The sequence below is a fragment of the Petrocella sp. genome (genome assembly GCF_059865615.1).
Genome location: NZ_JCBCDA010000106.1, coordinates 1 through 13986, shown reverse-complemented (window position 1 = coordinate 13986; position 13986 = coordinate 1). Strand labels below are relative to the sequence as shown.

The window sequence follows — 13986 nt, the reverse complement described above, 5'->3', positions numbered from 1 at the left end:
TTCTACTATAAATATATGTCCGCAATAGGCAAACAATTGTCTTTTTGAGTTAAGTGTGATATAATCACTAAAAAATGAAATAAGGATGGATGAATAGAGATGGATAAGCTTTTATATAAGAGCACAAGAGGACTTGAAAAAAATATTTCAGCATCATATGCAATAGTAAAAGGTTTAGCAGAAGATGGTGGTCTGTATGTACCTTCATATATTCCAAAAATGAAAAAAACTATGGCAGAATTATCAGAAATGAACTATCAAGACATTGCTTATGAAGTTATGTCACTTTATTATCTAGATTTTACAGAAGAAGAGCTAAGAGCATGTATCTATAAGGCCTACGACCATAAATTCGATACAACAGCCATTGCACCTACAATCAAAGTAGGGGATGTATATATGTTGGAATTATTTCATGGTTCTACCATAGCATTTAAAGATATGGCTTTGTCCATATTGCCTTATTTAATGAAGACCGCTGCCAAAAAAATAGGCATAGAAAAAGACATTGTTATTCTAACAGCGACATCAGGTGACACAGGTAAAGCTGCTTTAGCTGGCTTTGCTGATGTTGAAAATACTAAGATTATTGTTTTCTATCCAAAAGATGGCGTTAGCCCCATTCAAAAGAAGCAGATGGTGACACAAAAAGGTGATAATACATTTGTTGTCGGTATAGAAGGTAACTTTGATGATGCACAAAATGGTGTCAAACGTATTTTTTCTGATACTACTTTTAACCAAGAACTAGAACGTGGCGGTTTTCAATTTTCCTCCGCGAACTCAATAAACATCGGTCGGTTGATACCTCAAGTTGCGTATTATTTTTATACTTATGCAACACTGGTAAGACAAAAAGAAATTCGAGAAGGGGAAACCATTAATGTAGCGGTTCCAACAGGTAACTTTGGAAACATTCTTGCGGCTTATTATGCTAAAGAAATGGGTTTGCCTCTTGGAAAGCTTATTTGTGCATCGAATGATAATAAAGTACTTTTTGATTTTATTCGAACAGGTAAGTATGATCGACAAAGACCATTTATGCTTACGATTTCCCCTTCTATGGATATCTTGATTTCTAGTAATTTAGAAAGATTGATTTATGAAATTGCAGGAGCAGATTCAACGGTAACAAAGGCGTTGATGGAAAGTCTAACTTCTAATGGATTTTATGAAGTGACGGATCAAATGAAAGAGGGTTTATCCGAATTTTACGGCAATTATGCAAATCAAGTAGAAACTCAAAAGACCATTAAAAAAATATTTGAGAAAAACAATTACCTAATGGACCCTCATACAGCAGTAGGCTATGCGGTCTATGAAAAATATATGGCTGAAAGTGGTGATCAGACTAAAACAGTTGTTGTATCAACAGCCAGTCCATACAAGTTCACAAAAAGTACAATGATTTCTTTGGATGAAGAGTATAATCAAATTGATGATTTTAAACTGATTGATAAAATGAAAGAAAAATCAGGTGTAGAAATACCTGGTGCCATTCATGAAATATTAGAAGCAAACGTTCGTCATAATACAATCTGTAAGCATGATGAAATGGAAACCATTATTAAAAAATTCCTAAAAATATAGGAATTAATAAGAAAGCCATGTGTTGTCGTTTTGACAATGCATGGCTTTATGAGTGTGTTTTCTAGCCCTAAAGAATTAAGACATTCGTTCAGGATGAAATTGAGCGGGGTTGACATGTACAACGACCTCTTCGATGTTGTCTATGGATTCTAGCTTTTGGCGTACTTCGCTGGCAATCTCATGGCCTTTATAAACAGTTAGATTTGCATCTATGGATATTTTTACGATTAGAAGAAAATGAAGACCAACAGGTTTAGCAGAGATGGCATCTATATGGTCAACGCCCTCAACTTCTTTTATGATATCCGAAAACTGTTTCATAAGCATGGTATCTATGCTGGTATCCATAAGGACGTTGTAAGCACCTGTGAAGATTTTAAAACCGCTAAAAGCGATCCAGAATGAAATGAGCATACCACCGATACTATCGATGAAATATAGTTCGAAATAGCCGGATAAAATGCTTAATAGTGTAAATGATGTAATAAAAATGTCGTTTCGGTGATCTTCTGCGTTAGCATGGGCCAAGAGGCTGTTATGTATTTTTCCTACACGTCTTGCAAATATATAGAGTATGAACTTAATGACAATGGTTGACAAACCAACAAGTATGAGCCAAATAGAATATGTGAATTCAGAACCGAAAATCAATGTGTTTAAAGATGAACGAAAAATAGAAAAAGCTACAAGCAGTAGAGAAAAGCTAATAATCATGCTGAAAATATATTCAGCTTTTCCATGGCCGTAAGGATGATCATCATCTATAGGTTTGGCAGAAATATGATTGCCGATATAGGTCATAACAGATGAAAAGACGTCTCCGGCACTGTTTAGACCATCGGCAATCATAGACTGACTTCTTGTGGTAAATCCTACAAGGAGTTTGGAAACAAGTAGAGCGATATTGCCTATCAGGCCATAAATGGCTACTTCATTTATTTTTTTATGTCTAGACATGATTTCACCTTTTCTATCAATAATAAGGTTGAGGCGTCAAAACTATATAGTTGGACTTTCACATACCATATATAGTTACGAATGTACCAACGTAATTTATATATGGTATGTGAATTTGGTTAAACTTAGTTTTAACCCTTTTACCACAATATGAGTTAAAGTTTACCATGATTAGAAACAATGTTCAAGGGTTTAGAAGTTTGGATTTTCTTTGAAATAAAGGAGCTGGAATGTAGTGTTGAAATAATAAACATTCTCATATATAATACATAGGTAACATAGATGTTAACAATCTCCAAAAATATGCTGTCATGACATGTTCAGTAGTGAGAGTCGATGACACAAGACAACATTATTGTAAGGAGTTTTAAGATGAGATTTGTTCCGGTTTCAGGACTTGTTGAAGGTATGGTTTGTGGGAAAAAACTATACGACATCAATCACCAGTTGCTATTAAACAGCAACAGTATCATACATATGTCCTATATAGAACGTATTAAAAGCCTTGGTTATCAAGGCATATATATTGAAGATGAATTATCAAAAGACATTATGATTAAGGATGTCATTAGTGACGAGCTTAGAATGTCTGCTATTAAAGCGGTTAAGGATATTTGTATTTATGCAGGCCAATCAAAAAGTGATTCCCAACAATTGATCGATAAAGTGAATCATACCAAAATACTTATTTCTAACATTGTTGAACAGGTTCTTGAGAATAAAGATACGATGGTTAACTTAATAGATCTTAAGTTTTATGATGATTATACCTTTTTTCATTCAGTTAATGTAGCCGTACTATCCATACTCGTAGGTGTAGAGTATGGACTCAGTAAAGCGGATCTTTTTAATGTGGGACTTGCGTCTATTTTACACGATATTGGCAAGATGTTTATCGATAAGGATATTCTTAATAAGCCCGGGAAGCTAACTGATGAGGAGTATGAATCTGTAAAACAACACCCAACTTTTGGATTTAATTACTTGAAAGAGTCATATGATATACCGACAAGTGTTTATGTTTCAGTGCTTCAGCACCATGAAAGATACGATGGTAAAGGCTACCCAATGCAAAAATCAAAAGATCAGATATCTATTATTGCGAGGATAATTGGTGTGGCAGATGTGTATGACGCTTTAACCTCATTACGGCCATATAGAGAGGCGTTATTGCCTTCAGAAGCAATGGAATTTATTATGGCCAACGGAGGAAGTATGTTTGATCTTGAAATCACAAAAATATTTGCAAAAAAAGTGGCACCTTTTCCAATTGGTACGTATGTTGTTTTAAGCAACGGTTTAACGGGCATCGTTGCTTCTAATCATGAGGATGCTTGTATGCGACCAGAGGTGAAAATTATCATGAATGCAAATCAAGAAGTAATAGTACCGTATATACTTGATTTGAGGCGTGATAGGTCCTTGAGATCTGTAACCATAACCGGTGTAAACAGTTTGATGAAGGCAAAAGAAGCAAAAGAAGCAAAAGAAGCATAAGTGCCCCTATAAATATTATAAAGGCCTAACTCCAAGGAGTCAGGCCTTTATAATATTTATAGCTCACAAGAATGTGTCACGAGGTATCTTAGTTTTTTAGATGATGAATATTCATATAATGGGGTAATCCATTTTTATAGGTGAGTAAGGTTTTGCCTTGAATAAGCGGACTTGCATAATCTAAAAACATACTGGTAACATCATCGCCTGTAGTATTAATATAATTTGCTGGGACGGGTTTCTCGCGATTAGCCACTAAGGTAACATCTACAGGTTGGATGATTGTTTCATAAGGCATATCAGTCAATCTTCTAATGGCCATCATTTTACCTGTTAAGCCATTAGTAGCGGCTTCGACAGCTGCTTTTCCAACAGATACAGCTTCATGAATATCAGTGTAAGATGCAATGTGGCCGGCGGATCTTTGTAATACACTGAGTTCAATAGAACGTACTTTACAACCAAGTTGATCAGCAAGTAAGTATTCCAAGGTCTTACCTACGCCACTTAGTTTGGCATGGCCAAAGGCATCATAAGTACCTGAAACTGAGGCAGCGATATAATTACCATCTTTGTCCTTAATACCCTCAGAAACAGCAACAATAATATTTTTTTGAGTTTTTTGTAATGCCTTAACTCGTTCTATAAATGCGTTTACATCAAAAGCCATTTCGGGAAGGTAGATTAAGTCAGGCGCAGTACTGTAAGATGTTCGAGCTAAAGCGGAAGCTGCAGTTAACCACCCCGCATTACGTCCCATGATTTCAACAATAGTGACAGATTTAAGATTATAAATATAAGTGTCGTGGGCAATCTCAAGTAGCGTTGTAGCGACATATTTGGCAGCAGAGCCAAAGCCCGGTGTATGGTCTGTTTCGACCAAATCATTGTCAATTGTTTTGGGAATACCTATTATTTTGACATCAATTTTATGATCTTTAGCATATAGTGACAATTTATGAACTGTATCCATAGAATCATTTCCACCTATATAAAAGAAATAATCGATGTTTTTCTCTTCGAAAAATCGAAATATCTTTTCATAAGGAACAACATTATTTGAATAATGCGGTAATTTATAACGACAAGATCCTAAATACATAGCCGGTGTATGTTTAAGCTGTTCTAGGGATTCATGGTTATGACCAAAGAGGGTTGTCAGGTTCAAGATATTGTTTTCTAAAATACCGACGATACCGTTTAGGGATCCATAAACGATATCGATATTCGGATCATTGAAAGCAGCTTCAATGACGCCGCTAAGTGAAGCGTTTATGGCGGCCGTTGGACCACCGGATTGGGCAACTATGCAGTTTGACATGATATTCCTCCTAAAGGTGTTGGTTTACGGAATAATAGAACCACTAAGGAACAGAAAATCCCGATAAACTTAGTTATAGTTAAGGACTTCAAGAATCTTTTTCTATAGTACCTTAGGCAGATATAAAAATCAAGTTTAAGACTAAGAAAGAACAAATGCTTTTTAATCCGATTTTAATGTTGTACTAAAGCATAAGTAATACTATACTGTTACTATAGGACTATAAGATGATATGGCCTTATGTTAAAGGTCTGAGGAAGTGATAAATATGATAATAACCAGTGAGGATGTCAAAGCCGTACAAGCTCGTATGGATGTAACTTATGAAGAAGCAGAACGCTATTTAGTTAAAGCTAATGGGGACATAGAACTTGCTATATACTTAATTGAAGAAAAGAAGGCATCAAATCTATCTAAGTTTATGACGGAATTAAATCGGATTACCAAAGAATTGATGACCTATTATGTCAAGATTGATAGAAAAAAAGAGGTTCTGTTGAATCTGCCTTTGATCATGATTGTATTATTCCTTGTATTTCTTGAAGTGGAAACAAAAATATGGGTTTTGGTCATTGGCATCGGTGCCATTCTAATAAGTGAGAGCCAAGTGACTATTTACAAGCGTAGTAAAGTTTCTGATGGCATTATAAATCAACCTAAAGTATTAGAAAAAGAAGAGACGGTCTCGTCACATAATAATGAGCAAAGAGCAGCAAAAAGGGGCAATATGACAACCCCTCCAAATAATAAGCCACTAGACTCAGTCGATGAAAACAAAGATGATGACTACTATGAAGTTACCATAGAAAAATAGGGAGAAGTATGAAAGAGAAGATATTGCTTATAGAAGATGAAGTAAAAATTGCAAGATTTATAGAATTAGAACTAAAGTATGAAGGCTATGATGTCGTAGTAGCAAGTGATGGAAGAATGGGCTTGGAAATGTTTAACGAAGGTGGGGCAGATCTTGTTTTGTTGGACTTGATGCTGCCTAGACTGAGTGGCATAGAAGTTTGTAGAAGGATAAGACAAGCCAATACGAATATTCCTATTATTATGCTAACAGCTAAAGATGACGTTTCAGACAAGGTTATGGGACTAGATATGGGGGCCGATGACTATATGACCAAACCATTTGAGATTGAAGAACTATTAGCTAGAATGCGTGTGGCTTTAAAGCGTAAAGATAGCCCCAAAGAAAACCATGTATTAAAAGCCCTTACACATAAAGGATTGGTCGTTAATAAATTAAAGCGAGAAGTCATGTTTAAGGACGAAATCATTGAATTGACAAAAAAAGAATATGAACTTTTAAAATATTTATTAGAAAATAAAAACATTGCATTGGACAGAGAAAAGATACTTGAAAAAGTATGGGGTTATGACTATTATGGTGATACAAATGTCATTGATGTTTACGTAAGATATTTAAGAGCTAAAATTGATCAAAAATATAATGTTGAGATTATAAAGACGGTCAGAGGCATAGGGTACATCATCAATGAAGCCTAACAGAAAAGTTACTAAGCAACGTCCAAAAAGAGCGTTGCTTTTTCCTGTAGGAATATTTAAAGAAATAGGTCATGTGTTTAAATACATATACTTAAGCTTAACACTATCCATGCGTAAAAAGATTTCATTTGATTATGGCATTTTGTATTGGATGGCCACCCTATTGACGATTTTTATAGTATTAGTGGGATTTAGCCTTTATGATATACAACAAAAAAGTGAAGAGATTGTTGAAGGTGTATTTGAAATGGTTGTTCCATTTGAAATGGGGATATATAATATGGATGCCTTAACTTATCAATTAGAATCTATTTCAGCTGAAAATAATATAGGTGTCCAAGTAATCATGTCTAGACAAGAAGGTGAAGATATTGGTTACACTATAACCAGTGACGCCTTTGCACCATCTTTATACCGTCTCTCTTTTATTGATAGGATACCTTTATTATTTAATGAAGGTCTAATCATAAGATCTGAGAATCGATACTATAAAATTAATGACCATTATGAAGTTGATTATAAGATAACAACTATTCATAACATTAAGTCTATGAACAAGAGCAGAATGATATTAGGTGCCTTGGTTCTATTTGGTCAGTTGATTGGTTTTATTCTGATGTCAATTATTGGATCGATTCGTTTAAAACAAGTATTTAAACCTATTTACACTATGACCAAAGCTGCGGAAAAAATATCAATTAACGATGTTGAAGGGAATCTAGATGTATCAAGAGCTAAGTATGAACTTAAAGATCTTGCTCTGACATTTAATGATATGCTAGACCGGATACGTTCAGATTATGATAAACAAAAAAGATTTGTTTCGGATGTTTCTCATGAACTTAGAACACCTATTTCTATCGTAAACGGTTATGTTAGAATGTTGGACAGATGGGGTAAAGAAGATGAAGCCATATTAGAAGAGGCCATTGATGCCATCAAAAGTGAGTCAAAAAACATGCAGGTTTTAGTAGAAAATCTGCTGACACTGGTGCGTTCAGACAATCAAACTCTAAAATTTGAAAAAGAAATATTTGATATTGGCAAACTAGCCACAGAAATCATGAAGGATATGGAGATGGTAGATGAGGGTAATCACACATTTATATGTGATATCCAGATGGATGTGCTTGTGTGTTTGGATTATGCCAAAATCAAACAGACATTTAGAATATTTATTGATAACGCTATGAAATATACACCTGAAGGTGGGAAAATCACGTTTAAACTTAAACAAGAGTATAGTTCGGTTATCATATCTATAATAGATACGGGCATTGGCGTTGAAAAAAATGATTTACCCTATCTATTTGATCGTTTTTATAGATCAGATGAATCTAGGACGAGACAAACAGGTGGACATGGTCTTGGGTTGTCCATAGCTAAAGCCATGATTATTGGGCAAAATGGAATGATACGAGTCAAAAGTAAGGTTCAGGAAGGAAGCGCATTCATCATTAGTTTACCAGTGAATACTTCTGAAACGTGCATATGAAATAATGAAGTGAGGTTTGTTATGAAGATAGTCTTATTAGATCAAAAATCATTAGGAGAAAAATTAGATTTCAAAAAACTAGAATCGATTGGTTCAGTTACTTACTATGATTATACCAATCAAGAACGGATTATAGAACGATGCGCTAAAGCAGAAGTCGTTATAACCAACAAAGGTTATTTTGATAAAAAAACCATTGATTCATTAAAACATCTTAAGCTTATATGTATGACAGGGACAGGCTATGACAAAATCGATATACAGGCTGCAAAATCAAATAAAGTGGGTGTTTGCAATGTCTTAGATTACTGCTCAAACAGTGTTGCCCAACATACTTTTGCCTTAGTTTTACAATTGGTAAACCACATGAGTTATTATGAAAGATATGTAAAAAGCGGCAAGTACATAGAAGATGATGCATTTACACATTATGAGGTGCAAATAAATGAGATTGCTCAAATGACTTGGGGCATTGTAGGAATGGGAAGTATTGGTAGCAAAGTGGCAAAAATTGCCGAATCCATGGGCGCAAAAGTCATCTATTACTCAACAAGTGGTAAAAATCAACTAGATATCTATGAACGAGTTAGCTTTGACGAATTGTTAAGTCGCTCACAAATCATTACCATACATGCACCTTTAAATGAACAGACAAAAAATCTATTTAGCAAAGCGGCTTTTTCTAAGATGAAAAAAACACCCATACTCGTCAATGTTGGTCGTGGAGCCATTGTTAATGAAGAAGCATTGGTGGAAGCCTTAAGTCATAATCGTATAGCCGGTGTGGCTTTAGATGTTTTAAACAATGAACCGATGAGTAAGAACTCCAAACTTATACCCATTTTGGATGACGCCAGACTGGTTATTACCCCACATGTAGCATGGGCCAGCTTTACTGCTAGACAAAAGGTTGTTGATGAAGTGGCACTCAATATAATAGAGTATATAAAAGGAAATAAGTATCAAAGAGTAGATGTTTAAAATATCAGGACTTAGTTGATGTATTTAAAGAGATATGGTATATTATCAATAGTATTCTATGGTTGTTTTCGAGAAAGTAGGTGCCCAGTGGGTATAAAGATTATTGTAGATAGTTCTGCAGATTTACCAAAAGGCATCATTGATAGATACGGTTTCATAATTATACCACTGTCGGTTCATTTTGGTAGTCATACATATCTAGACTCCGTCGATCTTTCGCCGGGCATGTTCTACGAAAAGTTGATTATTTCAGGTGAGATGCCGACAACAAGTCAGATTCCACCGGAACGATTCATCACTTATTTCAAAAAAGAACTGGATAAAGGCCATCAGATTATTTGTATTACTATAGGATCTAATGCCAGTGGGACATGTCAGTCGGCCTACTTGGCAAGGGAAGAATTTAATAAGGAAGATATAACCATTATTGATTCTAATTGCTTGTGTTTAGGTGTGGCATATATTGCAATTGAAGTAGCACGTATGGTTGAAGACAATAAGTCAATTGAAGAGATTCTCATGGCAATTGAACCTTTGACAAACAATGGTATTGAACATCTTTTTTGTGTGGATACATTAGAATATCTAAAGAAGGGTGGACGAATTAAAGCAACCAAAGTAGCGGTAGCAGAGATTCTGAATATTAAGCCAATATTGAATGTAGAAAACGCACTTACACAAATCATCCATAAAGTTAGAGGACGCAAAAAAATCATTCCCTATTATTTAGAACGGATGAAAAAAGATCTGGATTATGAGAGTGACAGAATCATGGTAGCCCATGCTCAAGACTTAGAATTTGCCAATGAGTTAATTGAAATGATTAGGCACGAATTAAAATGGGATAAAGAAATCATAGTGTCTGAAGTTGGGGCAACCATAGGAACACATGCAGGACCAGGCGTTTTGGCATGCTTTTACAAAAAAAAATAAACAAGGATATATAAACAGGATTAAGGTGTCAAAAAAGAGTTTCTCATAATCTATATGACAGTATGGGAAAGTTAGAAGTACACTTCGACAGCTTAGCGGAATATAAACATTATTTTTTTCGACGTCTAATTTGGATTAGGCGTCTTGTTGTGACTTAAAGGTTAATGTGTTAAAACAATACGTTGAACTTTCACAAGAAAAAATAGTTGCGAATGTTTTTACAAAATCTATATATTCTAGTGTATTTAGTGAAACTTTGTTATGTAATTAAGCTTAAAGCTTAATATACATCTGGAGGAAGACAATGAAAAAAAAGATTGTAATAGGATTGATATTCTTACTTGTGCTTATAGGAACAGGCTGTAAAAAAACAGTTACAAATGACATATATTCTGAAACGGATGTGGTCGTAAGCACGAATGGTATTGCAACCACAGACGATCTATACGGTCAATCACCTGTGGAAGAAGAACAACCAACAGACGAAGATACGACGGATATTGGACATGTAACACCGGAGTCGATTGAGAATCAAGACGTTAAGGATCAACTCTTGAGTTTTCTTGAGACATTTCATTATAATATTTTTTTTAGTCAAAGAGATATGACAGAAGGTATTATTGGAAGTGACCGTATAAAGTTTGCAATATCATATATTTATCAAAATGAGTATCAAGAGTTAAGATTTGATACATCTAAGTTTATACTTTATGTTCCCGGACAAAGGGTAGAGGAAATTGTGTATAAGTATTTTGGTGAAACTGTATCGCATCATGAATCATTCGAAGAAGAAAAAATTGTCTATGAAGAAGGCTTTTATCTTATGCCTGCAGTGGACACTGAATGGAATGAAAAGCCTCAAATCTACAGTATTGAGATGAATGAGGATAATTCATATCTGGTCACCATTTCGCTTTATAATAGTGATCTTCAACCAACAAGAGCCTATAGGACAATCGTTGCGGTTGAGAATAACCGATATGTTTTAAAGTCTTATAGCCCGATAATAAATTAATGAGAGAAGCATGGAAAGTAAGTCTTAAAAAAGACTCAATAAAAGGGAGGCAATTATGTCAAAATTGTATAACCATAAAACAATAGAAAATAAATGGAGAAAAAATTGGGAGACAAGCCCTATAAATTTACCAAGTGAAGAAAAGAAAAATTATTATTGCTTAGATATGTTCCCATATCCTTCAGGTAGTGGTTTACATGTAGGCCATTGGCGTGGCTATGTTCTTAGTGATGTTTGGAGTCGCTACAAAATCCTACAAGGTTATCATGTCTTACATCCCATGGGTTGGGACGCTTTTGGGTTACCTGCTGAGAACTATGCAATCACTATGGGTGTTCACCCGGCAAAAGCAACGGCTGAAAACGTAGAAAATTTCAAACGTCAGTTAAAAGAAATCAGTGCTGTTTATAATTGGGATAATGAAGTAAATACCACAGATCCAAACTTTTATAAATGGACCCAGTGGATTTTTGTACAAATGTTTAAAGAAGGCTTGGCTTATGAGAAGGAAATGCCGATTAATTGGTGTCCAAGTTGTAAGACGGGATTGGCCAATGAAGAAGTAAAAGATGGAAAGTGTGATCGTTGTGACGCAGAAGTAACCAAGAAAAATCTTAGACAATGGATGCTGAAGATTACTGCTTATGCAGAAAGGCTGTTAAATGACCTGGATGAGCTGAACTGGCCAAGCAAAGTTAAAAAAATGCAATCGGATTGGATTGGAAAATCTCATGGCGCTGAAGTGGACTTTGAAGTTGAAGGTCATAATGAAAAGATAAAAGTATTCACGACAAGACCGGATACCTTATATGGAGCCACTTTTATGATACTGGCTCCGGAACATGAATTGGTCAAGACTCTAGCGGCAGAGACGCATAACCATGAAGTAGAGGCGTATGTATTTAATGCATCCCTCAAATCCTCAGTAGATCGTTTACAAGAAAAGGAAAAAACAGGTGTTTTTACTGGCAGTTATGCTATCAATCCGTTAAATCACAAAAAAGTACCTATTTGGATTTCGGACTATGTTCTTGCGGACTATGGTACAGGAGCCATCATGTGTGTGCCGGCACATGATGAAAGGGACTTTGCATTTGCCAAAAAATTTGATCTGCCTATTGTTCAAGTAATCGCTAAGGATGGCGTAGAAGTCGATTTAGCTGAAGCCTACTCCGATGTCGGTATTATGATTAACTCAGAAACGTTTAATGGTATACCATCGGATCAGGCGAAAGAAGTGGTAGCAAATTACTTAGAAGAAAAAAATATTGGTGTTAAAACCACGAATTATAAACTTAGAGATTGGGTATTCTCTAGACAACGCTATTGGGGTGAACCGATACCAATCGTACATTGTCCAAAATGCGGTCCGGTACCTGTAAAAGAAGAGGATCTACCGGTAGCTTTACCTGAAGTGGAATCCTATGAACCAACAGGTACAGGCGAATCACCACTTGCAGATATTCATGAGTGGGTTAATACAACCTGTCCTGAATGTGGTGGACCCGGTAAACGTGAGACAAATACGATGCCTCAATGGGCAGGATCTTCATGGTATTTTTTACGTTATGTGGATGTAAACAACAATGATGCTTTGGTTTCAAAAGAAAAGATGAAAGCATGGTTACCGGTCGATATGTATGTGGGTGGTATTGAACATGCTGTTTTACACCTACTGTATTCAAGATTCTATACTAAGTTTCTCTATGATATTGGTGCAGTCGAGTTTGAAGAACCATTTACCCAATTGTTCAATCAAGGGATGATTTGTAAAAATGGTGCAAAAATGAGCAAATCCAAAGGAAATGTTGTTTCTCCTGATGATTTGGTGGAAAACTATGGCTGTGACTCATTAAGACTTTACGAGCTTTTCGTTGGTCCACCTGAATTGGATTCTGAGTGGGATGACCGTGGTATAGAAGGTGTTTATAGATTTATAAATAAGGTTTGGAACCTTGTTATGGATAACAAAGACCGTCAAGTGAAAGTAACGCCTGAGCTTGAGAAAATAAGACATTTATTGATTCATGAGGTTACACAGCGTATGGATTCATTCCATATGAACACGGTGGTATCTGCCTTTATGGAATACACCAATAAGTTGATGTATCAATCTAAGAATAATCAGGGTGTTGACCTAGATACCATAAAAACCCTTATCACCCTTTTAGCGCCTTTTGCCCCACATATGGCAGAAGAATTATGGGAAGTGATTGGTGAAGAAAATACGGTTTTTGACCAGACATGGCCGGTTGCAGATCCAGAAAAAATGAAAGAAGATGAGATAGAGATGCCCGTACAGGTTAATGGTAAGGTTAAGGCAACGGTTACCATTGGTGTTGAAGAGGCAAAAGATTCAGTTCTTGAGAAGGCTAAGTTAGCGGTTGAGAAAGTCATTCGTGGTCAGTCTATTGTTAAAGAAATCTATGTTCCTGGTAGAATCATTAATATTGTAGTTAAAAATTAATACTTTTAATGAATAGGGAAGGTCTCTAAGTATAAAAAGCTTAGAGATCTTTTTTTATTCTCTTGAACTTCATAATTTCTTAACAGAATATTTACATATTACATACATAAAGATAATTAGTTAGCAATAGTGTGCATAATCTGTGGATAATGTGGAAAAATAAAAATAAATTAAAAGAAGATAAGTAAAATATCAGTTAATTTTGTCTATTTAACCTG

Annotated in this window: 11 protein-coding genes; 9 read left to right on the top strand and 2 right to left on the bottom strand. The window is 35.3% G+C overall.

The window, feature by feature from the left end; translation table 11 throughout:
• Positions 1-99: 99 nt before the first annotated feature.
• Entirely contained in the window at positions 100-1590 is a 1491-nt protein-coding gene (thrC, locus tag AC6F8J_RS11495; RefSeq protein ID WP_500723473.1) for a threonine synthase, read from the top strand.
• A 75-nt stretch (positions 1591-1665) separates the two neighbouring features.
• Here the strand turns inward: thrC and AC6F8J_RS11490 are convergent, their stop codons facing one another.
• Positions 1666-2547, bottom strand: coding sequence for a cation diffusion facilitator family transporter (locus AC6F8J_RS11490; RefSeq protein ID WP_500723472.1), 882 nt, complete (start codon positions 2545-2547; stop codon positions 1666-1668).
• 372 nt (positions 2548-2919) lie between these two features.
• On the opposite strand from AC6F8J_RS11490, the gene AC6F8J_RS11485 reads away from it, so the two are divergent.
• Positions 2920-4044, top strand: a complete 1125-nt coding sequence (locus AC6F8J_RS11485) for an HD domain-containing phosphohydrolase (protein WP_500723471.1) — start codon at positions 2920-2922, stop codon at positions 4042-4044.
• An 88-nt stretch (positions 4045-4132) separates the two neighbouring features.
• On the opposite strand, the gene AC6F8J_RS11480 is transcribed toward AC6F8J_RS11485, so the two are convergent.
• Positions 4133-5365 (bottom strand): diphosphate--fructose-6-phosphate 1-phosphotransferase, encoded by a 1233-nt coding sequence (locus AC6F8J_RS11480; RefSeq protein ID WP_500723470.1) that lies wholly within the window; start codon positions 5363-5365, stop codon positions 4133-4135.
• 268 nt (positions 5366-5633) lie between these two features.
• Here AC6F8J_RS11480 and AC6F8J_RS11475 point away from each other — a divergent pair, with 268 nt between their 5' ends.
• The 7 genes from AC6F8J_RS11475 to leuS all read left to right on the top strand — a co-directional run bounded on the left by AC6F8J_RS11475 (position 5634) and on the right by leuS (position 13768).
• Positions 5634-6179, top strand: coding sequence for a hypothetical protein (locus AC6F8J_RS11475; RefSeq protein ID WP_500723469.1), 546 nt, complete (start codon positions 5634-5636; stop codon positions 6177-6179).
• A gap of 8 nt (positions 6180-6187) precedes the next feature.
• Positions 6188-6877, top strand: a complete 690-nt coding sequence (locus AC6F8J_RS11470) for a response regulator (protein ID WP_500723468.1) — start codon at positions 6188-6190, stop codon at positions 6875-6877.
• Positions 6867-8372, top strand: a complete 1506-nt coding sequence (locus tag AC6F8J_RS11465) for an ATP-binding protein (protein ID WP_500723467.1) — start codon at positions 6867-6869, stop codon at positions 8370-8372. Before AC6F8J_RS11470 ends, AC6F8J_RS11465 begins: the two co-directional genes overlap by 11 nt.
• Before the next feature lie 21 nt (positions 8373-8393).
• Entirely contained in the window at positions 8394-9353 is a 960-nt protein-coding gene (locus AC6F8J_RS11460; protein WP_500723466.1) for a D-2-hydroxyacid dehydrogenase, read from the top strand.
• A gap of 87 nt (positions 9354-9440) precedes the next feature.
• A complete protein-coding gene (locus tag AC6F8J_RS11455) occupies positions 9441-10286 on the top strand; it encodes a DegV family protein (protein WP_500723465.1) in 846 nt (281 codons plus the stop codon).
• 304 nt (positions 10287-10590) lie between these two features.
• On the top strand, positions 10591-11301 hold the full coding sequence (locus AC6F8J_RS11450; RefSeq protein WP_500723464.1) for a hypothetical protein: 711 nt from the start codon (positions 10591-10593) through the stop codon (positions 11299-11301).
• A 55-nt stretch (positions 11302-11356) separates the two neighbouring features.
• Complete coding sequence (leuS, locus tag AC6F8J_RS11445; protein WP_500723463.1) at positions 11357-13768, top strand: leucine--tRNA ligase; 2412 nt, start codon at positions 11357-11359, stop codon at positions 13766-13768.
• Positions 13769-13986: the final 218 nt, after the last annotated feature.

What these genes read in the sequence shown, in the direction of transcription:
- AC6F8J_RS11480 (WP_500723470.1), bottom strand. Translation starts at nt 5,365, where the DNA reads ATGTCAAACTGCATAGTTGCCCAATCCGGTGGTCCAACGGCCGCCATA.
- AC6F8J_RS11460 (WP_500723466.1), top strand. Translation starts at nt 8,394, where the DNA reads ATGAAGATAGTCTTATTAGATCAAAAATCATTAGGAGAAAAATTAGAT.
- AC6F8J_RS11470 (WP_500723468.1), top strand. Translation starts at nt 6,188, where the DNA reads ATGAAAGAGAAGATATTGCTTATAGAAGATGAAGTAAAAATTGCAAGA.
- AC6F8J_RS11485 (WP_500723471.1), top strand. Translation starts at nt 2,920, where the DNA reads ATGAGATTTGTTCCGGTTTCAGGACTTGTTGAAGGTATGGTTTGTGGG.
- AC6F8J_RS11465 (WP_500723467.1), top strand. Translation starts at nt 6,867, where the DNA reads ATGAAGCCTAACAGAAAAGTTACTAAGCAACGTCCAAAAAGAGCGTTG.
- thrC (WP_500723473.1), top strand. Translation starts at nt 100, where the DNA reads ATGGATAAGCTTTTATATAAGAGCACAAGAGGACTTGAAAAAAATATT.
- AC6F8J_RS11450 (WP_500723464.1), top strand. Translation starts at nt 10,591, where the DNA reads ATGAAAAAAAAGATTGTAATAGGATTGATATTCTTACTTGTGCTTATA.
- leuS (WP_500723463.1), top strand. Translation starts at nt 11,357, where the DNA reads ATGTCAAAATTGTATAACCATAAAACAATAGAAAATAAATGGAGAAAA.
- AC6F8J_RS11490 (WP_500723472.1), bottom strand. Translation starts at nt 2,547, where the DNA reads ATGTCTAGACATAAAAAAATAAATGAAGTAGCCATTTATGGCCTGATA.
- AC6F8J_RS11475 (WP_500723469.1), top strand. Translation starts at nt 5,634, where the DNA reads ATGATAATAACCAGTGAGGATGTCAAAGCCGTACAAGCTCGTATGGAT.